This window comes from Streptococcus halitosis, from assembly GCF_027691175.1.
In the GTDB taxonomy this organism is placed as follows: Bacteria; Bacillota; Bacilli; order Lactobacillales; family Streptococcaceae; genus Streptococcus; species Streptococcus halitosis_A.
The window spans coordinates 60,041-85,774 of record NZ_JAQFBD010000004.1; the positions used below are offsets into that span (position 1 = coordinate 60,041).

The window sequence follows — 25,734 nt, forward strand, 5'->3', positions numbered from 1 at the left end:
GGACCGAAAGGTCTTCTCATTTTTAATAGAAAAACTCCCCCTTTACTAGCTAGTAAAGGGGGAGTTGTATTATAATTAGCGTTTGGACCAGGTACGTTTCATAAAGAGAAGCAAAATGGGATAAATCTCTAGACGACCTGCAATCATTGCAAATGAGAGAAGTATTTTAGAGATGGGACTAAAGATGGCAAAACTAGAAGTTGTACCTAGAATAGGTCCGATGTTATTGAAACAACTGAAGACAGCACTGGTCACAACTAGAAAATCATTGTTATCTAGACTGACAATGAAGATAAGTGACAGTAAAATCATCACATAAATGACAAAATATTTTAGGACCTTGTGCTGAGTATCCTTATCAATCACAGTTTTATTGACATGTAGAGTCAATACGCGATGAGGAGATAAGATGGACAAGATCTGATTTTTTGCAATTTTTGAAAGGATGAGCCCTCTGATAACTTTGAGTCCACCTGCGGTTGATCCAGCAGAGCCGCCGATTCCCATGAGGAAGAGGAGGATAAATTGGGAGAAGAGGGGCCAGTTGGTAATATCTCCATAACCAAAACCAGTTGTTGTGATGATATTGGACACCTGGAAGAGGGCCATTTCAAAGCTCTTAGAGACACCTTGGTAGAGATGGAGCGTATTGAGCGTAATCAAGCCGGTAGAAACTAGGACAATGATTACATACGTGCGAAGTTCTTCATCACCAAAGAAAGCCTTAACTCGACGGAGCATGAGGTAGTAGTAGAGATTGAAGTTAACCCCAAAAACCAGAACTCCGATACTAACTAGATAGGTGATGAGTGAGCTGCCGTAGTGGGCAATCCCGTCGTTATAGACGGTGAAGCCTCCGGTTCCTGCCGTTCCCATAGCGATGACAAAGCTATCAAATAGAGGCATACCAGCTAGATAGTAGATGACTACAAAAAGTGAGAAGAGCCCTAAATAAAGCAGATAGAGGATCTGGGCAGTATTTTTTAGTTTGGATACAACCTTACCGAAGACAGGCCCAGGGACCTCAGCCTTCATCACCTCTAAATGACTATTCTTGGCATTGTCCATAATGGCAAGCGCGAAGACGAGTACCCCCATCCCTCCAATCAAGTGAGTAAAACTTCGCCAGAAGAGGAGGGAACGGCTGAGAACGGAGACATCTGTCAGAATGGTTGCTCCTGTAGTTGTAAAACCAGAACTGATTTCAAACAAGGCATCGATGACACTTGGGATTTGTCCTGAAAAGACAAAGGGAAGCGCTCCAAAGAAAGACCATAGAATCCAACAGAGGGCGACGATTAAGACTCCCTCCTTAGTATAAATTCGCTGATTTTTGGGTTTCCGTAAAATTCCCAAGCTACCAAGAAGTATTAAAATTCCAATTGTTGTAAAGAGAGCTGTAAATACTTGGCTGGATTCTTGGTAATAGATTGCTACACTAACAGGCACTAGGAGGAGAACCGCCTCAATCAAGAGAAGTTTTGAGAGGAGGTAACGAATCATACTTTTATTCATCTTTTACCTCTCAATCAGATCATAAATCTTGGTGATATTTGTCAATAAGGTCGTCACGAGTAACTGATCTCCTACCTCAAGTCTATCCTCTCCAGTAGGGAAGATTGTTTTTCCTTTTCGGATAATGGCTGCGATGAGAACCCCTTTTTTCAATTTCAACTGTGAAAGAGGTTTGGCAGTCATTTTATTAGCTTCCTTGATTTGGAATTGAAGAGTTTCAATTTGACCGTTTGCTAGATGGTGCATGGCTTGAAGGTCTGAGTACTGAGCGTTCACTCGACCACGGATAAAGTGCATAATGGTATCCACTGCGATGCTTTTTGGTGTGATGATACTTGAAAAATCAGGTGCATGGATAATCTCTAAAAGGCTAGTTCGATTCACCTTGGTGATATTCTTATGGACACCAACACGGTCTAAGAACATAGAGGTAATGATGTTTTCCTCATCAACCCCAGTCAAAGTTGCAACTGCATCATAGTTGGGAGCACTTTCCTCAAGCAAGATATCTTTGGCAGTTCCATCTCCCTGTACGATATAGAGATTTGGAAATTTTTCACTGAAGAGACGAGCTCTCTCAGGATTAATCTCGATAACTTTAGTGTCAATACGGCTATCTTTTAAAATGCCAAGTAGGTAATAAGCAATTTTTCCAGCACCAACGATGAGCAAGCTTTTCACTGCACGTGATTTGAAATAGTTATGGAAGAGCATCATATCCACACGATTCCCAGTAACAAAAATCCTATCTCTGTCCTGAATGGTGATATCACCGCTCGGAATCATAAGTTGATGGTCTCGTTCCATAGCGCAGACAATGATATTGCCAAATTTTTTACGAAAATCTGAGATTGGCATTTGACAGAGACCACTGGAATCTTTGACAACAAACTCCATCAGGTTGACCCGTCCCCCTGAGAACCGCTCAACTGAGAGTGCATTCGGGAAATCAATGATATTTGAGATAGCACGGGCGGCTAGGAGTTCTGGGTTAACGATAAGTGAGAATCCAAGAATATTTTTCTCTTTGAAATAGGCATTGGAGTATTCAGGATTTCGCACTCGAACGATGGTTTCTTTAGCGCCCATTTTTTTAGCAAGTACTGCTGAAATCATATTCACTTCATCGTGTTCCGTTAGAGCAATAAAGATATCACACTCTTGAACGCCGGCTTGCTCTAAGATAGCAAAGTCTGCTCCATTTCCAAGGAGTCCCATGATATCAAAGCGACTGACAATATGATCGAGAACAGCCTCATCTTGTTCGATGAGGACAACGTCGTGTTTTTCTGCAACCAGTGAACGACAGAGGGCGAAACCGACTTTCCCTCCACCAACAAGGACAATTTTCATATAAAAACCCTACTTTTTCATGATGTAACTATCATACCCTTTTTTCGCAAAAAATGCACTTACCAAGCCATTTTAGAGGATAAGAAAAGACTTTTTGTAAGTTTTCAAAGATAAAATTGCTCACCTTTCATAGAAATGTCTATTATATGAAGTGATTTCGCTCATTTAATATCCTTTCTCAGAAAAAGAATGACTAAGTATGGAAATATTATCAAAAAAAGTAAAAAAATCAAGTCGTTTCTATTGACAATGATTCTGAAAGTGTTATACTAAGAAAGTAGCTTCGCTGATTTACTTCAAACCTGTTGTGAGGTAAGTTAACGATGCCTTAACCACGCTGTTTGCTGAGCTTGACTCCGGGCAGTGTGGCTATTTTTTTGCAATGGTGAAAGGAAGCAAGTCATGACAAATCACATTGTATTATTTGAACCTCAGATTCCACAAAATACAGGTAACATTGCGCGTACTTGCGCTGCGACCAATTCTCCCCTTCACATCATCAAACCGATGGGATTTCCTATTGATGATCGCAAGATGAAGCGAGCTGGATTAGATTATTGGGATAAGTTAGATATTTATTTTTATGACAGCTTGGAAGATTTCATGTCTCAGATAAAGGGAAAACTCTATCTGATTTCGAAATTTGCTGAAAAGGTGTATTCTGAGGTAGATTTATCGACTGACGAGGACCATTATTTTCTCTTTGGACGTGAAGACAAGGGCTTGCCTGAGGACTTTATGCGAGAACATCCTGAGAAAGCACTCCGTATTCCTATGAACGATGAACACGTCCGCAGTCTCAATGTTTCGAATACCGTCTGCATGATTGTATATGAGGCTCTTCGCCAGCAGAATTTTGCAGGTCTTGATCTTGTTCACACCTATGAAGCAGATAAATTGAAATAATCAAAATGCTTGCACTTGCAAGCGTTTTTTGTTATGATTAAAGGGTCTTCAGGGCTGGGTGCAATTCCCGACCGGCGGTGACTTTAACTAGCTATTTTGGCTTACTCTTCGTTGTCTTGTCTCGATATACTCAAGTATTATCTTCGACTGCGACGCCTAGATTAATCCAAAATATCTTAGTTAAAGAAGTCCGCGAGCGCAAGCTGATGTGGTGCGATTCCACAACCGACAGTATAGTCTGGATGGGAGAAGACGAAAGAATAGCTTTGTCTGTTCTGATGAGTTTATAGATGAATTGCAACCGCTTGCTCAAAAGAGTGAGAGGGAGCTTTTGGGATATAAAAAGTGAGAATAGATAGAGGGATCCTTTCCAACTTCTTCTGATTTTATAGAAAATTGGAGGAACCTGTTATGACAAACACACGTCGACTTTCGACCATTGCGATTTTATCAGCCATTTCATTTGTGCTGATGTACTTTGACTTTCCGCTCTTGCCAGCGGCGACCTTCCTCAAGATCGAGTTTAGTATCTTGCCAGTCCTTTTGGGTTTGGTGGTGATGGATTTGCCAGCTGCACTAGGAATTCTCTTGCTTCGCTCACTCTTGAAGTTGCTTCTGAATAGCCAGGGCGTGAATACCTACATTGGTTTGCCAATGAATATCGTAGCCTTGGGAGTTTTTGTTATCGCCTTTGGTTTGATTTGGAAAAAGGAACGTAGCACTCTTCGTTTCCTACTAGCATCTCTAGCGGGAACTATTGGATTGACTGCTGCTATGTTGGTTCTCAACTATGTTTATGCGGTTCCTTTGTACGCGCAGTTTGCCAACTTTGATATTGGAAAAATTTTGGGACTTTCCAACTACCTAATGACCATGGTTTTACCTTTTAACTTGATTGAGGGTGTAATCTTTGCCGTTTCATTCTGGTTGCTGTATGTCCTCTTAAAACCAACCTTAAAATATTATGAGAGATAAACAAACATTTTTAATGAAGGGCAGTTTTGCCCTTTTACTTTTCGTCCTTCTTGGCTATATGGTTAAGTTCTATCCTGAAACGTTGGTCGGTTTTGATCAACCGATTCAGACTGCCCTTCGTGGGGACTTGCCAAATTATTTGACAGTTCTGTTCCGTGCCCTTACGCATTTGATTGATATCCCAGTGATTATCACCTGGGTTACCATTGCAGCCTTTATCTTTTATCGTAAGCAGTGGAAGATAGAAAGCTACTTCATGGCGGGCAATCTAGCCTTAGCTGGTCTTTTAATCGTGACCTTTAAAAACATCTACCAGCGCCCTAGGCCAGCTATTTTACACTTGGTAGAGGAGAAGGGATTTTCCTTCCCAAGTGGGCATTCTCTGGCTGTGACGCTGATGGTAGGGACTCTGATTATCATTCTCAGTCAACGAATTAAAGATCCGGTTTGGAAAAAAATTGTGCAAATCGTTCTTGGCTTCTACCTAGTCAGTGTGCTGCTATCAAGAGTCTATCTGGGAGTTCACTACCCATCAGATGTTCTTGCCAGTTTCTGTGTAGGCTTGGGAGTCTTGTTTATCGAATTTCCTTTCTATGACAAGCTTCGCTTCCAATGGCGATTTAAGGGCAAGCAGAAGTGAGTATCGAATTCCCTTGAGGAGAAAGAAATGAAAGTCGACATAAAAGCTCTCCATCCGACTCAACTATACTTATCAGAAAAGAAACTAGAAGGCATCCAGACACTTTATCAGTCGGCAGAAATGCCCAATATTAATCCAATCAGTGTTCTTACCTTCCGGAGATTGCTTGTTGATTACAGATGGCCATCACAGGGCTTATCAGGCTTTATTGGCGGGTAGGAATATGATTTCTGCTGAGTGGGATAGAGATGGTGGCGATGAACTATATCATCTCTATGCGCAAGCTTGCGAGGAAAGAAAGATTTACTCTGTTTTGGATTTAAAAGACTGTATCTTAGCTCAAGATGAGTATGAAGCAAAATGGTATAACTGGTGCGATGGTTTTAATCAAGCAGCAACTCTTTTATTGAAAAGGAAAGCGGATGAAACAGATCTTACAAATAGGTAGTGCATTGCATCTTGTTCCTTTTTATATTGAAATTAGTCTGGTCTAACTTGTTTTTTAACTAAAAATTTGATAAACTATGTAGTAATCGAATAGAAATCCGCAAGACTAGTAACTCAAGGGAAGTATATCAGGGAGGAGAGCCATGACTGCAAGCTCTCTATATGAAAGCTGAGTGAATTCACTTGCGCATGGATTTAGAAATGAAGGTCTGACTTGTCAGATGAAACGGATGGTACCGCGTGTCAACGCTCCGAGTGGAGTTTTTGACATGTGGTTTTCTTTTTATCTACGAGCGACTGATGGAGGAATTATGTCAACTATTGAAGAACAATTAAAAGCGCTTCGCGAAGAAACGCTGGCTAGCTTGAAGCAGATTACTGCTGAAAATGAAAAAGAGATGCAAGAATTGCGTGTCTCTGTCCTTGGTAAAAAAGGTTCGCTTACGGAGATTCTTAAAGGAATGAAGGACGTATCGGCTGAAATGCGCCCTGTCATCGGGAAACACGTCAATGAAGCGCGTGATGTCTTGACAGCAGCCTTTGAGGAAACAGCGAAACTCTTGGAAGAAAAGAAAGTCGCAGCTCAACTGACTAGTGAGAGCATAGATGTAACACTTCCAGGTCGTCCAGTTGCGACTGGTCACCGTCATGTTCTTACACAAACCAGTGAAGAAATCGAAGATATTTTCATCGGGATGGGGTACCAAGTCGTGGATGGTTTTGAAGTGGAGCAAGACTACTATAACTTCGAGCGTATGAACCTTCCAAAAGATCACCCAGCTCGTGATATGCAGGATACTTTCTACATCACAGAAGAAATCTTGCTTCGTACTCACACGTCTCCAGTTCAAGCGCGTGCCATGGACGCCCATGATTTTTCAAAAGGTCCTTTGAAAATGATCTCACCAGGGCGTGTGTTCCGTCGTGATACGGATGATGCAACCCACAGTCACCAGTTCCACCAAATCGAAGGTTTGGTTGTTGGGAAAAACATCTCTATGGCTGACCTTCAAGGAACGCTTCAATTGATCGTTCAAAAAATGTTTGGTGAAGAGCGTCAGATCCGTCTGCGTCCATCCTATTTCCCATTCACAGAGCCTTCTGTTGAGGTTGATGTTTCCTGCTTTAAGTGTGGCGGAGACGGCTGTAACGTATGTAAGAAAACAGGTTGGATCGAAATCATGGGGGCCGGTATGGTTCACCCACGTGTCCTTGAGATGAGTGGTATCGATGCAACTGTATACTCTGGTTTTGCCTTTGGTCTTGGTCAAGAGCGTGTAGCCATGCTTCGCTACGGAATCAACGATATCCGTGGATTCTACCAAGGAGATATCCGCTTCTCAGAACAGTTTAAATAAGATTGAAACCTGAAACACAGTCCTATACAGTCCTAGTCATTTTCTCTTGATGAGAACGGTGAGGACTGACTCGAAGAAAAAGAAAGGAATTGAAAAGGTCTTACTTGGTGAGATCTTACAATCAGAATTATGCTTGTATCTTATAAATGGTTAAAAGAATTGGTGGACATTGATGTGCCATCACAAGAGTTGGCTGAAAAAATGTCAACTACAGGGATCGAGGTCGAAGGTGTCGAATCACCGGCTGCCGGTCTCTCAAAAATTGTCGTCGGTGAGGTCTTGTCTTGCGAAGATGTGCCAGAAACTCACTTGCATGTTTGTCAGGTTAACGTTGGCGAAGAAGAAGCCCGTCAGATCGTTTGTGGTGCCCCAAATGTGCGTGCTGGTATCAAGGTCATGGTGGCTCTTCCAGGAGCTCGTATCGCTGACAATTACAAAATCAAAAAAGGGAAAATCCGTGGCTTAGAATCACTTGGAATGATCTGTTCACTTGGTGAATTGGGAATTTCTGACTCAGTTGTACCAAAGGAATTTGCAGATGGTATTCAAATCTTGCCTCAAGATGCAGTACCAGGTGAGGAAGTCTTCTCTTACCTAGACTTGGATGATGAAATCATCGAACTTTCCATCACTCCAAACCGTGCAGACGCTCTTTCTATGCGTGGAGTAGCGCACGAAGTAGCAGCCATCTATGACAAGGCAGTTAACTTTAAAGAATTTACTCTGACAGAAACAAATGAAGTTGCAGCAGACGCTCTTTCTGTAGGGATTGAAACAGACAAGGCACCATACTATGCAGCCCGTATCTTGGACAATGTGACCATCGCACCAAGTCCGCAATGGTTGCAAAATCTCCTCATGAATGAAGGTATCCGTCCCATCAATAATGTGGTCGACGTGACCAACTATATCCTACTCTATTTTGGTCAGCCTATGCATGCTTTTGACTTGGACACCTTTGAAGGGACTGACATCCGTGTGCGTGAAGCGCGTGCTGGTGAAAAATTGGTAACCTTGGACGGTGAAGAACGTGACTTGGAAACAAATGATTTAGTCATCACTGTCGCTGACAAACCAGTAGCCCTTGCAGGTGTCATGGGTGGAGAGGCTACAGAAATCTCTGAAAAATCAAGTCGAGTTGTGTTAGAAGCAGCTGTTTTCAATGGCACATCCATTCGTAAGACTAGCGGACGCCTTAACCTTCGTTCGGAATCATCTTCTCGTTTTGAAAAAGGGATTAATGTGGCAACAGTCGATGAGGCCTTGGATGCTGCAGCGAGCATGATTGCAGAACTTGCAGGTGCGACGGTGCGTAAGGGAATCGTTTCAGCGGGTGAGCTTGACACTTCTGATGTAGAAGTTTCTTCAACCCTTGCAGACGTTAACCGCGTCCTTGGTACGGAGCTTTCATACACTGATGTCGAAGATGTCTTCCGTCGTCTTGGTTTTGGCCTTTCTGGCAATGCAGAATCATTTACAGTCAGCGTACCACGTCGTCGTTGGGATATCACTATCGAAGCAGACCTCTTTGAAGAAATCGCTCGTATCTATGGTTATGACCGTTTGCCAACCAGTCTTCCAAAAGATGATGGTACAGCAGGTGAATTGACTGCAACACAAAAATTGCGTCGCCAAGTCCGTACGATTGCTGAAGGGGCAGGCTTGACAGAAATCATTACCTACGCTCTAACAACTCCTGAAAAAGCAGTTGAGTTCACAGCTCAACCAAGTAACCTTACAGAACTCATGTGGCCAATGACAGTGGACCGTTCTGTCCTCCGTCAAAATATGATCTCAGGTATCCTTGATACGGTGGCCTACAACGTGGCTCGTAAGAACAAAAACTTGGCTCTTTACGAGATTGGAAAAGTCTTTGAACAAACAGGCAATCCAAAAGAAGATCTACCAAACGAGATCAACAGCTTTGCCTTTGCCTTAACCGGCTTGGTTGCAGAAAAAGATTTCCAAACGGCGGCAGTTCCAGTTGATTTCTTCTATGCTAAGGGAATCCTTGAAGCATTATTTACTCGCCTGGGATTCAAAGTGACTTATACAGCAACAGCTGAGATGGCAAGCCTCCATCCAGGACGGACAGCCGTGATTTCACTCGGTGACCAAGTTCTTGGTTTCCTTGGGCAAGTGCATCCAGTTACTGCGAAGGCTTACGATATTCCAGAAACGTATGTAGCTGAGCTCAACCTTTCAGCCATCGAAGCTGCGCTTCAACCTGCTGCTCCATTTGTGGAAATTACCAAATTCCCAGCTGTTAGTCGTGATATTGCTCTACTTCTCAAGGTAGAAGTCACTCATCAAGAAGTTGTAGATGCTATCCAAGCTGCGGGCGTGAAACGTTTGACAGATATCAAACTCTTTGACGTCTTCTCAGGTGAAAAACTAGGACTTGGCATGAAGTCAATGGCCTATAGCTTGACCTTCCAAAATCCAGAAGACAGCTTGACAGATGAAGAAGTCGCACGCTATATGGAAAAAATCCAAGCATCACTCGAAGAAAAAGTGAATGCAGAAGTACGTTAACTCATCAATCCATCCTTCGGGGTGGATTTTTTCTTTTCACATAACAATTCAGGATCAAAAATAGACAGTTGAGGAGGAAACTATTTCAGAAAGCCTTTAATGAGTTATACTTAAGTTATTACTAGAGCGCTTAAAAACCTTAGATTTGGTAGATTTTTACTATAAATAATATCGATAAAAATGGACAAAAATCATTGTAAAGGCTGTCAAAAAGGAGTATAATGAGTGCAAGAAATTTCGGAGGTGAAAGATGCTAGAAGTAAGAAATCTAGAGAAAAGTTTCGGTTCCAAGCAAGTCTTGTTTGGTGTCGATTTTCAGGCAAGTCCGGGAAGGATTCTGGGCTTGGTCGGAAAAAATGGTGCTGGGAAAACAACGATTTTCCACAGTATGTTGAAATTTTTAGAGTATCAAGGAGAGATCAGTCTGGATGGGCAGGAAATTCGTCAGGAAACCTATACTCGGATTGGTTATCTGCCTGAGGAACGCAGCCTCATGCCCAAGTTGACAGTCCTTGAACAAGTTCGCTACTTGGCTACTCTAAAGGGCATGGATGCTAAGGAGGTCAAGGAAAAACTCCCTCAATGGATGGAAAAATTGGAAGTGAAGGGGAAATTGACCGACAAAATCAAGAGTCTCTCTAAAGGGAATCAGCAGAAAATTCAGTTGATCATCACCTTGATCCATGAACCAGACTTAATTATCTTGGATGAGCCTTTTAGTGGTTTGGATCCAGTCAATACCGAGTTGCTCAAACAGGTCATCTTGAAAGAGAAAGAGCGCGGTGCAATCATTATCTTTTCTGACCATGTCATGACCAACGTCGAGGAACTTTGTGATGATATTCTGATGATTCGTGATGGGCGTGTGGTCTTGCATGGACCAGTTCAGGATGTCCGTAATCAATACGGAAAAACACGTCTCTTTGTTTCAAGTGAACGAAGCAAGGAAGAACTGGAAAACCTTCCTCATGTCAAACAGGTGAGCTTGACCAAGCAAGGCAGTTGGAAATTAATCCTAGATGATGAGGACGCTGGAAGGGAACTCTTCCCCATCCTCACTCAAGGTCAATATATCGCGACCTTTGACCAACAAGCTCCAACAATCGATGAAATCTTTAAACTAGAATCAGGGGTGGAAGTATGAGAAATATGTGGGTTGTAATGAAGGAAACCTATCTTCGACATGTCAAGTCGTGGAGTTTCTTCTTTATGGTGATTTCGCCGTTCCTCTTTTTAGGATTATCTGTAGGAATCGGCTATCTCCAAAATTCTTCGATGGCTAAAAATAGCAAGGTAGCAGTAGTAACAACAGTGCCATCTGTAGCTGAGGGACTCAAGGGTACCAATGGTATCAATTTTGATTATAAGGACGAAGCCAGTGCCCAGGCTGCTATCAAGGATGAGAAAATCAAGGGTTACCTAACCATTGACCAAGAGGACAGTGTTCTCAAGGCCGTCTATCACGGTGAAACTTCTCTTGAAAGTGGCATCAAGCTGGCTGTAACCAATAAGCTAAATGAACTGCAGTATCAACTGAATCGTTCGGCAGCTAATTTGTCTCAAGAGCAGGAAAAATACTTGAGTCAAACTGTTGACTATACAGAGAAGATTGATGAAGCTAAAGAAAATAAAAAAACAGTGCAGAACATGGCGGCATTGGGCTTAGGATTTTTCCTTTATATGATCTTGATTACCTATGCTAGCGTCACCGCTCAGGAAGTGGCTAGCGAGAAAGGAACTAAAATCATGGAGGTGGTCTTCTCTAGTATCCGAGCTAGTCATTATTTCTACGCTCGTATGCTGGCTCTGCTCCTTGTGATTTTGACTCATATTGGCATTTACGTCGTGGGTGGGCTGGCTGCCATTCTTCTCTTTAAAGACCTACCAATCTTAGCTCAATCTGGTATTTTAAATCATCTAGGAGATGCCTTCTCGCTCAATACCTTATTGTTTGTATTGGTTAGTCTCTTTATGTATGTTGTTTTGGCAGCCTTCCTAGGTTCTATGGTTTCTCGCCCTGAGGATTCAGGAAAGGCCTTGTCGCCACTGATGATCTTGATTATCGCAGGATTCGTTGGAGTGACCGCTCTAGGTGCTGCAGGAGACAATTTAGTTCTGAAAATTGGTTCCTATATTCCTTTCATCTCGACCTTCTTTATGCCATTTAGAGCTATTAATGGGTATGCAAGTGGTCTAGAAGCTTGGATTTCACTTGCCATAACGGTTGTTTTTGCAGTAACTGCAACAGCCTTTATCGGACGCATGTATGCTAGTCTAGTCCTTCAAACGGATGATTTGGGAATCTGGAAAACCTTTAAACGTGCCTTAGCTTATAAATAGGAGAGCCTCGCAAAAGCGAGGTTTTTCTAGATGTTAAACACTGAAATCGGCAAAAATATTTTTCATATCTATTGACTTTTAGTAGTAAAATTTGGTATGATAGTAGACGGTATTGTTTACCCCATTTGTAAGGCCCCGGAACCTTTCAAATACCCCGCGGACCGGAACATCCGCCCAGTAAACAAAAACGATATTCATATAGGAGAAATCATGAACAAAACTACATTCATGGCTAAACCAGGCCAAGTAGAACGCAAATGGTACGTTGTTGACGCAACTGATGTACCTCTTGGACGCCTTTCAGCAGTTGTTGCTAGCGTACTTCGCGGAAAAAACAAACCAACATTTACACCACATACTGATACAGGTGACTTCGTAATCGTTATCAATGCTGAAAAAGTTAAATTGACTGGTAAAAAAGCAACTGATAAGATCTACTACACTCACTCAAACCACCCAGGTGGATTGAAATCAATCTCTGCTGGTGAACTTCGTTCTAAAAATGCAGTACGTTTGATCGAAAAATCAGTTAAAGGTATGCTTCCACACAATACTCTTGGTCGCGCTCAAGGTATGAAATTGAAAGTATTCGTTGGAGCTGAGCACACTCACGCTGCACAACAACCAGAAGTTCTTGATATTTCAGGACTTATCTAAGGAAAGGAACAATAAAGTATGTCACAAGCACAATATGCAGGTACTGGACGTCGTAAAAACGCTGTTGCACGCGTTCGCCTTGTTCCAGGAACTGGTAAAATCACTGTTAACAAAAAAGATGTTGAAGAGTACATCCCACACGCTGACCTTCGTCTTGTTATCAACCAACCATTCGCAGTTACTTCAACTGTAGGTTCATACGACGTTTTCGTTAACGTTGTAGGTGGTGGATACGCTGGTCAAGCAGGAGCTATCCGTCACGGTATCGCTCGTGCCCTTCTTCAAGTAGACCCAGACTTCCGCGATTCATTGAAACGCGCAGGCCTTCTTACACGTGACTCACGTAAAGTTGAACGTAAGAAACCAGGTCTTAAGAAAGCTCGTAAAGCATCACAATTCTCAAAACGTTAATCAATACGATTATATCAACGTTTCAAAGCACTCAAGAGTTTACCTCATGGGTGCTTTTTTTATGTTTTTTGAAAAAGTTCACCTCAAAATTTACCTTATTTTCACCTCATTGTTTTAGAGACTTTAAGGCAAATTCACCGACTGCCATAGGGACTACATTAGAAGTATTGACATAAATCTGTGTTGTACCTGTATCGCTGTGTGTTAGGGCTTCGGAAATGGCTTCTATGCTCATTCCTGCTTGTTTAGCGAGCGTTGCTCCCGTATGACGTAGTTTGTGTGGCGTAGCGTGTGTAAGCTCTGGGTGTCGCTTTCTGATAGTTTTCATCTTATTATTGAGATAGTCAGAATGTAAAGGTTTATTGATATTACCTTTGGTATCTATGTAAGTAAAGATGAATTGTTCTGGATTACTGATGATACCAAACTTTGCCAGTTCATATTTTTGTTGTTTTTTCCATGAAGTCAGAAGTTGAAGTAAGTCACTAGAAATAGAAAAGATTGTTTTTTTATTTCCTTTGGTAGATTTTACTTGTCCGTATCTATCTAAAGCCTGAATTAACTGAATCTGAGATTTTGAAAACTCGATATGTTTCCACTGGAGAGCATATGTTTCTGATTTTCTATCTCCGAGGAAAAAAGTGAGATAGAAAAGGACGTAATCTTTGAGTGATATTTTATCATTCTCTAAATCCTCTTTAAAGGCTGAAAACCACTCTTGGAGTTGCTCATGAGTTAAATATAAATCTTCATCACGTTTTGATTCTGCAAGTTGAATTTTTTTGACAGCCTTAATTCGCCTTAAAGTTTTTGCAACTCTATTTGCTTCAATATACTCAAGTTCTTCCGCCCAATCAAAAATAGAAATAACGTAACTTCGTAAAGTTTTGAAGTTTGCATATTCGTTAGCTTTTGACGTCATTAAATTTAGAATAACCTGTTTATTTTGGTTTAAAAATTGAATCGTATAGTTGCCAAGAAGTGGTAGTATATGCTTTTCAAAACATGTTTTGGTATTGGCAATTGTTGACCTGCTTGGTGGTTTAGAAGTAGATGTAGTTTGTCCTGCTTTATAGGATTCCCACCAAATATTAGTATAGAAGTCTGAGAAAAGAATATCTTCTTTGCCTAGTCCCGAAAACGCATTATCTTCAATTTGGTTTAACTTCGTGAGTAAGTCTATCTCTGCTTGTCGTGCCTCCTTTCTTGTTTTAAACCTTTTATCATAATAGTTATTATTAACGATGCCAAGAGGCATTCGTGCTTCTATTGGTATATAGACTTTTAAGCGGTAAGTTCCGTTTTTTGTCTTACTGATAGTCATGATATTCTCCTTTTCATCGAACCAGAAAATATCATGACCATTATAAAATAAAAATCTTGATTTTTCTAGTTGTTACTGTTTAGCCAGCGGTCAATAGATTCTTTGTGGAATCGAATTGTTTTTCCAATTTTAATGGATGGAAGCCCCTTTTGAATCCATGAATCAAGAGTGTTGTTGGAAATTCCTAAATAGTCGCAAGTCTGTTGTTTGTTCAAATAGGGACAACTTAAAAGATTTTTTTCTAATTGTTGTTTAATTTCTTTTTGAATAAGATTGGATAGTAATAGTTGAATTTGCTGAATTTGCTCATCTGGTAGGATTACTTGCATTCGTTATCCTCCTTCCCATATCTAGAATGACGGCGTGAGTCCAGATATTTTGCAAAGAAGTAAGTTTTATCCATAACTAAACTTAGCAACTGCTGATTCTCTTTTCTAGCGTATCTTACTAAGTTGTTAAATTCTGTAAAATTATGTTCTTCTATCATATCAATTACCATTGAAAGAAATTCGTCACTGTTGTTGCTGATAAGAAATTTATCTAGCTCAAAGCCACAACCAGTTTCAATTTGATTGATATCGTACAGAGTCTTTTCAGGATTTTCTGCATGAGTGAAGTAGTCATACATTCCTTTAGGAGACATAACAGGTTCTACATGGGCCGGTGTATTGAGGTTCTTAATTAGTAATTCGGAAACTTGAGAATAGCTTTTGAGTGAATCAAAATATAATGCTCCATGCTTGTGAGCTTTTTTAAATTCTCCCGTTTCCTTGTTGATGTCTTTGTCGTGCCATGGGCTGAGAACAAAGGGGATATGCATGTTCTCTAAAACATCCAGATAATGCTCAGGGGCACTTTCCTGATAAAGAAGGAAAGCCCACTTGTTCGATCGTTTTTCTTTAGCCATTTATTTCCTTTCTATGATTGATGATTATTGGTGTAATGGGGGTCGTAGTAACCCCATTACACGTGAATAGATGATTTTGAAAATACGGGGCTATTGGCTTTCACTATGTGAGCCAAGCCCCATATTTTCCTTTATCTCTTAGTTCCTGTAAACCAAAGTTTATTACCTTTTCGATGGGGTGAAGAAAAATAATAGTGTGGATTTCTGTTTGAAATTTCTTCCTTGATATCATCTTCCATTTCTTTCAGTAACTTCTGAGCCTGTTGAGTTCTTGGAATGGCAAGTAAGACAGTGACGTTTTCTTTTCTTACATCTACTGTACACCCTAAGACAGAGTGATTGAAACTTTTTAAAATGGGGTTGATGCGAGTAACGGTCTGATTCTCAATTGTATTCATCGATTCATATTGTTCATCTTGCTTCAGAAATTGTCTCATTCTAGAAGTCTGGTAAATAGACTTGAAATAATTCCATAATGAATCTTTTAAAAATCTTTGAACTAACTCAATGCTAACCAAAAGAGTAGGAATGAGAATAAGGCAGAATGACAATAGTTGAATGTAATGTTCAAGAGCAGTCAACTTATCTAGTATTGTTGTAAAAAGTCCTTGCATTTCAGAGAGTTTAGTGGTTTCTAACATTTGAATAAGTAAGTTGATTCCAATCTTAAAGAGAAAGCTAAGCAACGCAAGGATTATTAAGTTCGCATTTAGGTTGTAAGTCGTTTGAAAGAAAGTTTTTTTCATAGGTTACAGAATGCCTTTCTTTGTATAATAGGTAGGACAAAGGAGAGGTAAAACTTGATAAGGATGTTCATTATCAATAATCTGAATAAGTCCAGTTCCTTTTCCAATAGGGATAACAATGCCTTCAGGGTCTAAATCAGGGAATAGAAATTGCGTTGTCTTCTTGTTGATATTACCAATTTGAATTAAGACATTTAATTGTTCCCGAACAGAAATTGGGATAGATGTATGGTCGAAACGCTGACTGACTAGAAAAAGATGGACTTTTGTAGCTCGCCCAAGCAAAGCAATTTGAGATAGAAGCGAAAAGAAAGAGTCCTTGATGGTTTTATTGACTCCCTCGGTTAATGCAAGTACTTCATCAATGACGATAGTTAAATGTTCAAATGGATGGTCTGGCTTATCATAGAGAATTTCCTGTCTCTGTTGAATAAGATTCAAGCAGGCGCTTAGGTTCTCATTGATTTCTGAAACAAAGTCTGATTTAGAGCGATTTTTCTGAGGGTGTAGAACGGCAATTCCATTTTCACGAGCCCAACGGCTAGGCGTATCAAATTTAGGGTCTACAATAATTAAGTCAGAAATATTTTTGAGCATATTGAGAAAATAGGTTAGAGCATAAGATTTACCTGATCCGCTGTTCCCAGCGATAGCCATAGAAGTTACTTTGTTAAAGTCAAGAGTAAGATTTTTCATGATGGGAATAAGATTTCCCTTCTGTTTTGTCGTGAATCCATCCAAATCAGGAATCACTAGGCGTTCAGAAACGCCTGCTGTCCAAGGGAAGAAGAGCCCACGCTGGACATGAATATCATTTGTATCTAGTGCCATAAAATAGGCTGAATTTTGTTTGAGAAGAGTGAAGCGAGGATAAAGAGCAGCATTCGCAATCAGGAAAATTTTCTGATAGAGTTCATCATCAATGATATAACCAGCTGGCAAACGAGGAAGAAAGAGGAACCCTTCGTCCATAATTTTGCAGTCAAAGCTATTAGTATAGCTGGTTTCTCCTTGCATAATGCTCCCAAGTCCCATATTGAGGCTTTGGAGCAGATATTGTCCCAGTTCTCTATTCGTCATTATTTGACCTCCTTGAGATTGTCAGCTTTGAAGTAGACGTTAAAGCCAACTTCGCAGGCTTGAAGATTATCAAACTGTACCAATGCCATATAAGATGGTAGCTCCACTTCGGATTCAAATTTGACGGTAAAGGGCGGAAGTCCTTTTTGTGAGAACCAAGCTTTATAAGCAATGATTTCACCTGTTGGTTGGCCGTCTTCAAATTTAATTTGTGCTTCTAGTTCGGTGCTCAAGCAGAGAATGCCCTGCTTGTTGTTAATATATTCGTTAGCAGTATTGACTGAGTAGCCACCGTTGCGATTGCGTGTTTTCATTAGATTTACCTCGTATTTGATTATTTGTCTTAGCTAAGAACAATCTTAGTTTAACGTAATTTCATGAAGTAGACTGTCAGTTTTTATGACAGTCTATCTTTAAAATTGTGATATGAGGCAGGCAAATTCAGATAACCAATCAGTTATTTTTTCAGCAATTTGATAGGATGTTTCTTCTTCTGGAAAATCTGAAATAAAGCTTGATAAGGAGTCTAGAAAAATTTTTTTATTTTTTTCAATGATTTGCGATACTTCTTTCTTCGAGACATTGGAAAATTTTTTTGCTATTAACTTTTTTAGAAAAGTATTTTCAAACGTAGGATCTATCAAAATTGTAGATATTATATTTTCAATAAGTAGTAGTTCGAATTCAATACTCGGGAAAAATAATTCCCTAGGATTTTTATAATCTAAACTGGTCTGAAAAGCTAACGAAGCATTAAAACTAATATTTCTTTTTCCCTTTAGAATTTGTCCAACTGTTGTTTCGGATAATAACTCAACTTCCCCTTCAGCTGTTTCATATCCAATTTGATTTTGTAACATTTCTCGTTCATTAAGTATTTTTTTGAGCTCTTCACCTAGTAACTTGCAATACAATTCTGTTATCACTTTTCTATATGATGTCATTTTACTTCCTTTGCGTTCGAAGACGGAAAGAAACTAAACAGAGTTTAACCGAATGGTACAAAAAAGCACACCAAATAAACGGCGAGACTTAACAAAATATAGATAGCTAATATGACTGTCTATATTTTGAGCTTCAATCCGTCAATTTGATGGCCATCAAAAAGAACTATTTAATTATTTATCAAGTTTTTCTTGATAATTCTATTTTATCTGAAAAAAACAATTTAATTTTCTGCCAATAAGACTATTAAATCAATACTTGGGAAGTTTTATAGCTATTTTAAAAAATGAAACTTCCTAAAAAATGATATAATTGAATTATGGAAAGTAAAAATTTTGATTATAAAAAGTTAAATAGGATTTTACAAAATGAGAATATATCAGTTGAGCAACTTGCTAAAATGACAGGAAAAACGCCTAGAGCAGTTCGCCCATGGTTAAATGGAACCAGTACGCCACATAAAAGTACATTAAAAAAAATAATTGAAGTTCTACATATTTCTGAAGAGAGTATTTCAAAGACAGGTGTATCAATAAGAAATAAAGAATACGAAATGATAACAGAAACACTAGATTTTCTGTTTGAATACTACCTACCGTTATTTGCATACTATACTCGAAGTAATGAAGGATATCAGTTAAATAAAAATATAGACAAACTCAATAAATTAAATTCAATACATAGCGATTCTATTAGATATAGATCTAATAAAGAATTATACAAAAACAAGACATCATTAGATCGCTCTCTAGATAGCATTATTAATGAGATAAAAGAATATGTTCAGAAAAATGATTTCCCCTTGGAGGAAATGAAAGAGATTTCAAAGAATATGATCTATGAGATAGCAGAATCTAGTGTACGTAAAAAATATAGAAATTTTGATAAATATGAACTTTACCGATCTTCTTGCCTTGAAAGCATAATGACAATAGATAGAATTTTAAAATCCTCACCAACTCTATTAAGAATGTTGGGAGAAAAAACTATTTTAAATTACTCGGATGAGTTACTTAAAGATAAACCTACTCTTTCCGCAAAACACGAGATAGATTCTCACATGGGTATTGTTGTAAATATCTTTTCTTCAAATATAAGATTAATGAAAGATATCTTTATTCACGAACTAGAACGATTCAGTTATTTTTCTGCATATTATTTATTTCTATACGAACAAAGCATTTTGGAACCGAATTTTATAGATTTACCAGTTCCTAGCAAAGAATTTTTGATATATTTAAATTGGAAAATATACAAGAGTGATGATGACAAATTTGCTAAATCTATACTTGATTCTTTGGAAAAAAAGATACAAGACAAAGTCGATTTTCTTTCTAGTCATAGTTCGTATATTGAAGTGGTTGATAATTTTGCCCCACTAGTAAAAGATGATGTTCGATTAGCTTGCATATCGTATTTGAAAAAAAATATAACAGACTATTCAATAACCTTACTAAGCATTTTAGAAGATTTACCAATACAATGGACAAGGGGAGGTTAGAATCTTCAAATTATGTGTAGATATTTATTAAGGATGAAAATTGATTTAAGTTAACCCTAAATAACGGCATGCCCAAACACTATATAATATTAATGCGATAAAAAATAATCAAATGAACATAAGGAATATTAAAAATATGTCAAGCCAAAGATTTCATGCCCCTAATAGTGTAATAGAACCATATCAATACGATATGGCTCTGGAATACATTGAAACTTATAAGCCTTCAACTGAAATTAATAATTTGATAGAAACCCATTTAATCCTAAAATTGTTAAAAACAGAAAATGAATTTTCTAAATTCAAACATCTAATTAGAAAATTTCATAACGATTTATCCGAGAATTTCCCAATTACCATATTTGAAATAGACTATGATAGTATTGATATTTTTTATAAAGATATCTTCTGGGAGTTAGTACTATCCTTAGGAAAAATTAATAAAGATGATGTTAGTCAGTTTGAATCATACATTAAAAAATATAATATCCAGACAATGAATCTTAAAAATGTTACAAAACTGATTAACCTATTCCCGCAAGTTATCAAAGAAAATTTTCTCTCTCTGTCTAGAAATATAGAATTTTTCCTGAATCATCAATCAGGAAAATATACAGATTCTAATGGTTTATATATTAAATTAGGTATCACAAATGAAGAGATAAATAATCTAGCAAAAGAATACTGTCAGACAGATAGTATTAACCCCAATTATTTACAATCAATTGTTGAGTATAAAAAATTAAGCAAATATGAGTTTGATGATGAGATTAAGCTTTTAGCTAAAAGAAAAAGTGATAAATTTTGGGAAAAACATTTTGAAACCAATGAGGGAATGCATTATTCTCAGTCTGTCAGTATCTCTCCTTTAGAATTAGATCAGTTATATGTTTGTGAAAGTAACGGAATCATTATTAATAAAATGATACTGGATGAACATCATGATTTCCCAACTTTATTAAACAATTATATTTATATATTTGGTTTTTTTAATTATGAAACAGGCTTGCCTTGGTTGGTTGCAAATGATGAAATATTTAGTTTCACTCGTTTATTTTCCCAAAAATCAAATGCTCATTTCGAAGACTACGATTCTCATTTAAAACAGTCTTATGGTTTATTATTTTATGCATATTTTGATTATCTAAAGAAAAATGATATTGATATTGAGGAGATTATTAATTGGTACTTCAACATTTATTTAGAAACTGAGTTGAATATAAAAGGATTTCACTTCCACGCTTCCAATAAAGAATCTTCTTATTATGAAAGAGGAAAATCTATAATTTGTGAGATGGATAGTATCCTAGACCAATACGAACTATTTTTTAGACACAGGGAAATCGACCAAGGTTTATTAGAGATTAAATCTAAAGCCTCTTCTTATGCATCATTAAAATCGTTTAATGAGAAAAAATTTTTAAAATTGAGTTATACTTCTGATAATTCAGCTTTATTTTCAACTCTTTTCTCTGACCAAAGTACCCTAAGCTTTATCTCGTCAAAAAAAGAACATTCTACATTCTTTAAACATATTAAATCTGGTGTAAAAATTACAGATTTTGAAGATTATCAAGTAAAACAGATAAAAATTTTAATAGATAAGAATCTTCTAAAACTATCAAATGAATTGATAACATTTACAAATTTCCAAGAAATTAACATTTTGAATAAATTATGGAAGTCAGGTACATATTGTCTATACTATAAAGATAAACTGATCCTAGATATTGCAGAAGACCTTTGTAAGAAAGGGTATTGTGAATATTCAGATAATCTTTTTTCTGAACATGAAAATAATTATTTATCTTATATTTTGGATGATAAAAAATATGGTAATGGATTAAAGATAAGAAATAAATTTTCTCATGGTAAATTTGCTTATAAAAGCGAAAAAGAACATATACAGAATTATTTAGAGTTGCTTCAGATTGTTATTTTTTATGTAATGAGAATCAATGATGAGCTAGAATACTACACACAATTAAGACAATCTAAGAAATAGTTTTTCAAAGTTTATAAATTATCAAGAAAAAGAATACTACAAAAAACACTCTAACTTTTGTTAGGGCGTTTCTTATATATACGAAAATCTAATTTATTTAAAAAATGGTTATTCGGTTGATTTATATTGCGATATAATTAATTTTAGAATATTAAGAATCACTTTAAATCAATATTTTTCGTCATAACTGACGAGTAGTGAATGTCTGCTTGATTTCTGTCTGTAAAAACCAAATAAGGTAAACTTTTGATATTCTGGTTCGCTTTCTGTTTATTTTTAATGAAAGTTCACCTTATTTTGATGAAATTGATTGAAATTAGCTGAATTTTTCTTTTTTGAACACTCATAAAAGCGTTGATTTTAAAGAACTTTGAATTTAGATGAAATAAGTGGTGCCCCAACCAGACTTGAAGAAAGCTCGTAAAGCATCACAATTCTCAAAACGTTAATCAATACGATACTATCAACGTTTACAGACATTCAAGAATTTTCTCTTGGATGTCTTTTTTGTATAAAAAATAGTTGTTTTTCGGAAAGTTAGCTATTAATATTTATCAATGATAAAAATAGCATGTTTTAAGGGACTGACCCCAAAAAGTGAGAATTTAATAAAAAGACTTGACATAATTCGTTTACAACGGTAAACTTATTTTAAACATATTTGTTTACATCTGTAAACGACTAGGGGGAAGGAGAATGAGCACAATAGAATTTAATACTTATATCACAGATGCAGAATGGGAAGTCATGCGTGTAGTTTGGGCAAATGATCGAGTAACTAGTAAAAAAGTCATTTCCGTATTGCAAGAAAAAATGGACTGGACACAATCCACTATCAAAACGATCTTAGGTCGATTAGTTGGAAAAGGCGTACTAAATACAGAGCATGAAGGTAGAAAGTTTATTTACACTGCCAATATTGAAGAGACAGAAGCCGTTAGGGATTATGCAGAAGATATTTTTAACCGTATTTGCAATAAGAAAGTCGGAAATGTAATAGGAAGCATCATTGAAGATCATGTTTTAAGCTTCGATGATATAGATCGACTAGAAAAAATATTAGAGATGAAAAAATCTTTCGCAGTAGAAGAAGTGGATTGCAATTGTCCAGAAGGACAATGCGAATGTCATTTACATCATCATTAAGCATAAGGAGGAATTTAAAATGAATAATGACAACAAATATTCGTCCCATAATCACCATGATTATGACGACATGGATAAGTTAAAACACGAGCATGGAATCACAGATGAACATGGATACTATAAGGATCAACATCAAGTACATCATGCTGGGCATGATCACGGCGGGCACAGTGGACATGATCACAGCGGGCACAGTGGACATGATCACAGCGGACACAGTGGGCATGCCCACCATCATCACGGAAGCTTTAAGGAACTTTTCTTAAAGTCATTGCCACTAGGAATCATTATTATGCTCTTAGTCCCTTTGCATGGATTTGAACTACCATTCCAGTTTACTTTTCCATATTCTGATATTGTAGTAGCTATTTTATCTACTATATTAATTATTTATGGTGGACGTCCATTCTATCAAGGTGCAGTTGACGAATTTAAACAAAAAGAACCTGGAATGATGGCACTCGTTTCTTTAGGTTTAAGTGTTTCATATTTATACAGTATTTATGCTGTGATCATTACCTACGTAACGGGTGAACACGTGATGGACTTTTTCTTTGAATTTGCTTCATTACTATTAATCATGCTATTAGGTCACTGGATTGAGATGAAAGCTATTGGAGAAGCAGGAGACGCACAAGCAGAATTGGCTAAGTTAGTGCCAAAAGATGCTCACGTTGTATTAGAAGACGATTCAATTGAAACACGACCAGTTGCTGGCTTACAGGTAGGTGATTTAATTCGTGTTCAAGCCGGAGAAAATGTGCCAGCAGACGGGATTATCGAGCGTGGCGAATCACGTTTAAATGAAGCTCTTTTGACTGGAGAATCAAAAGCAGTTAAAAAAGGCCCTGGCGATGAAGTAATCGGGGGCTCAACAAATGGAGAAGGGGTTCTTTATATTAAAGTGCTTGAGACAGGTGATCAATCCTTCATCTCTCAAGTTCAGAATTTAATCAGCCAAGCTCAAAGTCAGCCTTCCAGAGCAGAAAATATTGCTCAAAAGGTTGCAGGGTGGCTCTTCTATATTGCTGTTATTGTCGCGCTAATTGCTTTTGTAGTGTGGATGGTTATAGAAGATGTACCAACGGCAGTTATATTTACTATTACTACATTAGTTATTGCTTGTCCGCACGCATTGGGTCTGGCTATTCCATTGGTAACCGCCCGTAGCACAAGCTTAGGAGCTAGCCGTGGCTTACTAGTAAAAGACCGCCAAGCCTTAGAAATAGCTCAAGATGCAGATGTGATGATTTTAGATAAAACGGGTACTTTAACAACTGGTGAATTTAAAGTATTAGATGTAAAACTTCTTAATGACAAATATACAAAAGAGGAAATCATTGCCTTATTGGCAGGTATTGAAGGAGGATCTAGCCACCCAATTGCTCAATCAATTATAAGTTTCGCCGAGCAGCAAAATATTCGTCCAGCATCTTTTGATTCGATTGATGTGATTTCCGGTGCTGGAGTAGAGGGTAAAGCAGGTGGGCACCGTTACCAATTAATCAGTCAAAAAGCCTATGGACGTAATCTTGATATGGATATTCCAAAAGGAGCAACTCTTAGTGTCTTAGTAGAAAACGATGATGCCATTGGTGCTGTAGCTTTAGGGGACGAATTAAAACCAACGAGTAAAGAGTTAATTAAAGCTCTTAAAAAGAACAATATTCAACCAATTATGGCAACAGGTGATAATGAAAAAGCGGCTCAAGGCGCGGCAGTAGATTTAGGGATTGAATATAGATCAAATCAATCTCCACAAGACAAATATGAGTTAGTTAAAACACTTAAAGATGAAGGAAAGAAAGTTATCATGGTAGGTGATGGTGTAAATGATGCTCCTTCTCTTGCCTTAGCAGATGTTGGTATAGCTATAGGTGCTGGAACTCAAGTTGCATTGGATTCAGCTGATGTCATATTGACTCAATCCGATCCAGGAGATATTGAATCATTCATTGAATTAGCACACAAAACAACTCGTAAAATGAAACAAAACCTATTTTGGGGAGCTGGTTATAACTTTATAGCTATCCCTCTAGCTGCAGGAATTTTGGCTCCTATTGGTATCACATTAAGCCCTGCATTAGGAGCAATCCTAATGTCTGTGTCAACAGTCATCGTCGCCATTAATGCTATGTTATTAAGTTTAGATCCAAAAAATAACGGTTAACAGATCGAATGATTGAAACTCCTTAAAGTATCAAGATACAATAGTTTTACAGGAGAAAAAGAGATGTTAGTAATGGCTCTTTGTAAAATCGTGTTGGTAGAAGTAGACGATTTTTCTACCAACACGATTTTTAATTTATTATAGAACTGATTTCTGTTAAAATCCTAAAAGCCACCTATTTCGACAGTTTTATAGCATGTTATTCTATTTTCTTGACAATAATACCACCGTCTCCACACGTTTTTTAACCATAAAAAGACACCTCCATGAGCATTTGATTATATTGTACCAAATCCAACTTGGAGGTGTTTTTATTTAATTCTCATTTACGGGGGTCAGTGCCAATTAAAATTGCGTATTTTTTATTTAAAATGTATTAGAATTAAATTCATATAAAATATGCACGAAAAATAAATCAAAATTAAAAAGTACAAATTAATGAAGTGATTATTGATAAAAATAGTTAATAATTGGTTAAACAAAATATATAACTCGTTTATAAATTTATAGAAATGAACCATTATAAATCTCCTCTTAAATATTGAAAAAACCATTCGCAGTGGACAATACTTTAAGACTATATATTTCTGAAACTAGTTTCACAATACAAATATTGACATGCAATTATTAATTGGTGGATTTTAAGTTGACATCTACAAAGGTTAATGTTAGAATACATTCAAAAATATATTTGAATGAGGTGTTTTATGATTCAAAATATTGTTACTTCAATAATCCTGTATTCTGGGACAGCCGTAGACTTACTTATTATC

General features: G+C 37.6%; 22 protein-coding genes, 2 pseudogenes and 1 riboswitch. Of the genes and pseudogenes, 15 read left to right on the plus strand and 9 right to left on the minus strand.

All coding sequences use genetic code 11. The features are described from left to right. Positions 1 to 75: 75 nt before the first annotated feature. Both PG086_RS08480 and trkA read right to left on the minus strand, forming a co-directional pair. Positions 76 to 1,515: a TrkH family potassium uptake protein gene (locus PG086_RS08480; RefSeq protein ID WP_033585524.1), complete on the minus strand. Its 1,440-nt coding sequence runs from the start codon at positions 1,513 to 1,515 to the stop codon at positions 76 to 78. A gap of 3 nt (positions 1,516 to 1,518) precedes the next feature. After that, entirely contained in the window at positions 1,519 to 2,868 is a 1,350-nt protein-coding gene (trkA, locus tag PG086_RS08485) for a Trk system potassium transporter TrkA (RefSeq protein ID WP_033585525.1), read from the minus strand. 402 nt (positions 2,869 to 3,270) lie between these two features. Here trkA and PG086_RS08490 point away from each other — a divergent pair, with 402 nt between their 5' ends. The 10 genes and pseudogenes from PG086_RS08490 to rpsI all read left to right on the plus strand — a co-directional run bounded on the left by PG086_RS08490 (position 3,271) and on the right by rpsI (position 13,137). Beyond that, a complete protein-coding gene (locus PG086_RS08490) occupies positions 3,271 to 3,774 on the plus strand; it encodes a tRNA (cytidine(34)-2'-O)-methyltransferase (RefSeq protein ID WP_084852089.1) in 504 nt (167 codons plus the stop codon). Between the two features lie 40 nt (positions 3,775 to 3,814). Beyond that, positions 3,815 to 4,032: riboswitch (FMN riboswitch) on the plus strand. Positions 4,033 to 4,185: 153 nt separating this feature from the next. Continuing rightward, the gene (locus PG086_RS08495) at positions 4,186 to 4,749 is read left to right on the plus strand and encodes an ECF transporter S component (protein WP_061587972.1); all 564 of its coding nucleotides are present in this window, start codon (positions 4,186 to 4,188) and stop codon (positions 4,747 to 4,749) included. After that, complete coding sequence (locus PG086_RS08500; protein WP_268703613.1) at positions 4,739 to 5,389, plus strand: phosphatase PAP2 family protein; 651 nt, start codon at positions 4,739 to 4,741, stop codon at positions 5,387 to 5,389. Before PG086_RS08495 ends, PG086_RS08500 begins: the two co-directional genes overlap by 11 nt. A 27-nt stretch (positions 5,390 to 5,416) precedes the next feature. Beyond that, positions 5,417 to 5,837: pseudogene (locus PG086_RS08505) on the plus strand (chromosome partitioning protein ParB). 310 nt (positions 5,838 to 6,147) lie between these two features. Next, the gene (pheS, locus tag PG086_RS08510; RefSeq protein ID WP_270748632.1) at positions 6,148 to 7,194 is read left to right on the plus strand and encodes a phenylalanine--tRNA ligase subunit alpha; all 1,047 of its coding nucleotides are present in this window, start codon (positions 6,148 to 6,150) and stop codon (positions 7,192 to 7,194) included. A 129-nt stretch (positions 7,195 to 7,323) separates the two neighbouring features. Then, positions 7,324 to 9,729, plus strand: a complete 2,406-nt coding sequence (gene pheT, locus PG086_RS08515; protein ID WP_270748601.1) for a phenylalanine--tRNA ligase subunit beta — start codon at positions 7,324 to 7,326, stop codon at positions 9,727 to 9,729. Positions 9,730 to 9,979: 250 nt separating this feature from the next. Continuing rightward, positions 9,980 to 10,873: an ABC transporter ATP-binding protein gene (locus PG086_RS08520; RefSeq protein ID WP_270748603.1), complete on the plus strand. Its 894-nt coding sequence runs from the start codon at positions 9,980 to 9,982 to the stop codon at positions 10,871 to 10,873. Further along, on the plus strand, positions 10,870 to 12,069 hold the full coding sequence (locus PG086_RS08525) for an ABC transporter permease (RefSeq protein ID WP_270748605.1): 1,200 nt from the start codon (positions 10,870 to 10,872) through the stop codon (positions 12,067 to 12,069). The genes PG086_RS08520 and PG086_RS08525 overlap by 4 nt, the downstream gene beginning before the upstream one ends. Before the next feature lie 210 nt (positions 12,070 to 12,279). Further along, positions 12,280 to 12,726: a 50S ribosomal protein L13 gene (rplM, locus tag PG086_RS08530; RefSeq protein WP_002876943.1), complete on the plus strand. Its 447-nt coding sequence runs from the start codon at positions 12,280 to 12,282 to the stop codon at positions 12,724 to 12,726. A gap of 18 nt (positions 12,727 to 12,744) precedes the next feature. Continuing rightward, positions 12,745 to 13,137: a 30S ribosomal protein S9 gene (rpsI, locus tag PG086_RS08535; RefSeq protein ID WP_000075969.1), complete on the plus strand. Its 393-nt coding sequence runs from the start codon at positions 12,745 to 12,747 to the stop codon at positions 13,135 to 13,137. A gap of 106 nt (positions 13,138 to 13,243) precedes the next feature. Here the strand turns inward: rpsI and PG086_RS08540 are convergent, their stop codons facing one another. The 7 genes from PG086_RS08540 to PG086_RS08570 all read right to left on the minus strand — a co-directional run bounded on the left by PG086_RS08540 (position 13,244) and on the right by PG086_RS08570 (position 18,138). Next, positions 13,244 to 14,461: a site-specific integrase gene (locus tag PG086_RS08540; RefSeq protein WP_270748607.1), complete on the minus strand. Its 1,218-nt coding sequence runs from the start codon at positions 14,459 to 14,461 to the stop codon at positions 13,244 to 13,246. Positions 14,462 to 14,526: 65 nt separating this feature from the next. Next, entirely contained in the window at positions 14,527 to 14,790 is a 264-nt protein-coding gene (locus tag PG086_RS08545; RefSeq protein ID WP_270748609.1) for a helix-turn-helix domain-containing protein, read from the minus strand. Beyond that, positions 14,781 to 15,368: a replication protein gene (locus tag PG086_RS08550; protein ID WP_270748610.1), complete on the minus strand. Its 588-nt coding sequence runs from the start codon at positions 15,366 to 15,368 to the stop codon at positions 14,781 to 14,783. Before PG086_RS08550 ends, PG086_RS08545 begins: the two co-directional genes overlap by 10 nt. Positions 15,369 to 15,499: 131 nt before the next feature. Further along, complete coding sequence (locus PG086_RS08555; protein ID WP_270748611.1) at positions 15,500 to 16,114, minus strand: hypothetical protein; 615 nt, start codon at positions 16,112 to 16,114, stop codon at positions 15,500 to 15,502. A gap of 3 nt (positions 16,115 to 16,117) precedes the next feature. Then, positions 16,118 to 17,194, minus strand: coding sequence for a cell division protein FtsK (locus tag PG086_RS08560; RefSeq protein ID WP_270748613.1), 1,077 nt, complete (start codon positions 17,192 to 17,194; stop codon positions 16,118 to 16,120). After that, positions 17,194 to 17,508 carry a hypothetical protein gene (locus PG086_RS08565; RefSeq protein ID WP_270748615.1) on the minus strand — a complete coding sequence of 105 codons (315 nt, stop codon included), beginning with the start codon at positions 17,506 to 17,508 and terminating at the stop codon, positions 17,194 to 17,196. Before PG086_RS08565 ends, PG086_RS08560 begins: the two co-directional genes overlap by 1 nt. Before the next feature lie 99 nt (positions 17,509 to 17,607). After that, on the minus strand, positions 17,608 to 18,138 hold the full coding sequence (locus PG086_RS08570) for a hypothetical protein (protein ID WP_270748617.1): 531 nt from the start codon (positions 18,136 to 18,138) through the stop codon (positions 17,608 to 17,610). 320 nt (positions 18,139 to 18,458) lie between these two features. On the opposite strand from PG086_RS08570, the gene PG086_RS08575 reads away from it, so the two are divergent. From PG086_RS08575 to PG086_RS08595, 5 genes and pseudogenes are all read left to right on the plus strand, one after another. Next, on the plus strand, positions 18,459 to 19,640 hold the full coding sequence (locus PG086_RS08575) for a helix-turn-helix domain-containing protein (RefSeq protein WP_270748619.1): 1,182 nt from the start codon (positions 18,459 to 18,461) through the stop codon (positions 19,638 to 19,640). 136 nt (positions 19,641 to 19,776) lie between these two features. Then, on the plus strand, positions 19,777 to 21,645 hold the full coding sequence (locus PG086_RS08580; RefSeq protein ID WP_270748622.1) for a hypothetical protein: 1,869 nt from the start codon (positions 19,777 to 19,779) through the stop codon (positions 21,643 to 21,645). Between the two features lie 696 nt (positions 21,646 to 22,341). Continuing rightward, positions 22,342 to 22,791, plus strand: coding sequence for a CopY/TcrY family copper transport repressor (locus tag PG086_RS08585; protein WP_002908710.1), 450 nt, complete (start codon positions 22,342 to 22,344; stop codon positions 22,789 to 22,791). A 19-nt stretch (positions 22,792 to 22,810) separates the two neighbouring features. Continuing rightward, positions 22,811 to 24,961, plus strand: a complete 2,151-nt coding sequence (locus tag PG086_RS08590) for a heavy metal translocating P-type ATPase (RefSeq protein ID WP_270748624.1) — start codon at positions 22,811 to 22,813, stop codon at positions 24,959 to 24,961. Between the two features lie 707 nt (positions 24,962 to 25,668). After that, positions 25,669 to 25,734: pseudogene (locus PG086_RS08595) on the plus strand (cadmium transporter); the annotation flags it as partial.

What these genes read in the sequence shown, in the direction of transcription:
- pheS (WP_270748632.1), top strand. Translation starts at nt 6,148, where the DNA reads ATGTCAACTATTGAAGAACAATTAAAAGCGCTTCGCGAAGAAACGCTG.
- PG086_RS08495 (WP_061587972.1), top strand. Translation starts at nt 4,186, where the DNA reads ATGACAAACACACGTCGACTTTCGACCATTGCGATTTTATCAGCCATT.
- trkA (WP_033585525.1), bottom strand. Translation starts at nt 2,868, where the DNA reads ATGAAAATTGTCCTTGTTGGTGGAGGGAAAGTCGGTTTCGCCCTCTGT.
- PG086_RS08500 (WP_268703613.1), top strand. Translation starts at nt 4,739, where the DNA reads ATGAGAGATAAACAAACATTTTTAATGAAGGGCAGTTTTGCCCTTTTA.
- PG086_RS08560 (WP_270748613.1), bottom strand. Translation starts at nt 17,194, where the DNA reads ATGACGAATAGAGAACTGGGACAATATCTGCTCCAAAGCCTCAATATG.
- PG086_RS08575 (WP_270748619.1), top strand. Translation starts at nt 18,459, where the DNA reads ATGGAAAGTAAAAATTTTGATTATAAAAAGTTAAATAGGATTTTACAA.
- PG086_RS08490 (WP_084852089.1), top strand. Translation starts at nt 3,271, where the DNA reads ATGACAAATCACATTGTATTATTTGAACCTCAGATTCCACAAAATACA.
- PG086_RS08520 (WP_270748603.1), top strand. Translation starts at nt 9,980, where the DNA reads ATGCTAGAAGTAAGAAATCTAGAGAAAAGTTTCGGTTCCAAGCAAGTC.
- PG086_RS08565 (WP_270748615.1), bottom strand. Translation starts at nt 17,508, where the DNA reads ATGAAAACACGCAATCGCAACGGTGGCTACTCAGTCAATACTGCTAAC.
- PG086_RS08550 (WP_270748610.1), bottom strand. Translation starts at nt 15,368, where the DNA reads ATGGCTAAAGAAAAACGATCGAACAAGTGGGCTTTCCTTCTTTATCAG.
- PG086_RS08585 (WP_002908710.1), top strand. Translation starts at nt 22,342, where the DNA reads ATGAGCACAATAGAATTTAATACTTATATCACAGATGCAGAATGGGAA.
- PG086_RS08580 (WP_270748622.1), top strand. Translation starts at nt 19,777, where the DNA reads ATGTCAAGCCAAAGATTTCATGCCCCTAATAGTGTAATAGAACCATAT.
- PG086_RS08555 (WP_270748611.1), bottom strand. Translation starts at nt 16,114, where the DNA reads ATGAAAAAAACTTTCTTTCAAACGACTTACAACCTAAATGCGAACTTA.
- rpsI (WP_000075969.1), top strand. Translation starts at nt 12,745, where the DNA reads ATGTCACAAGCACAATATGCAGGTACTGGACGTCGTAAAAACGCTGTT.
- PG086_RS08570 (WP_270748617.1), bottom strand. Translation starts at nt 18,138, where the DNA reads ATGACATCATATAGAAAAGTGATAACAGAATTGTATTGCAAGTTACTA.
- pheT (WP_270748601.1), top strand. Translation starts at nt 7,324, where the DNA reads ATGCTTGTATCTTATAAATGGTTAAAAGAATTGGTGGACATTGATGTG.
- PG086_RS08545 (WP_270748609.1), bottom strand. Translation starts at nt 14,790, where the DNA reads ATGCAAGTAATCCTACCAGATGAGCAAATTCAGCAAATTCAACTATTA.
- rplM (WP_002876943.1), top strand. Translation starts at nt 12,280, where the DNA reads ATGAACAAAACTACATTCATGGCTAAACCAGGCCAAGTAGAACGCAAA.
- PG086_RS08525 (WP_270748605.1), top strand. Translation starts at nt 10,870, where the DNA reads ATGAGAAATATGTGGGTTGTAATGAAGGAAACCTATCTTCGACATGTC.
- PG086_RS08480 (WP_033585524.1), bottom strand. Translation starts at nt 1,515, where the DNA reads ATGAATAAAAGTATGATTCGTTACCTCCTCTCAAAACTTCTCTTGATT.
- PG086_RS08590 (WP_270748624.1), top strand. Translation starts at nt 22,811, where the DNA reads ATGAATAATGACAACAAATATTCGTCCCATAATCACCATGATTATGAC.
- PG086_RS08540 (WP_270748607.1), bottom strand. Translation starts at nt 14,461, where the DNA reads ATGACTATCAGTAAGACAAAAAACGGAACTTACCGCTTAAAAGTCTAT.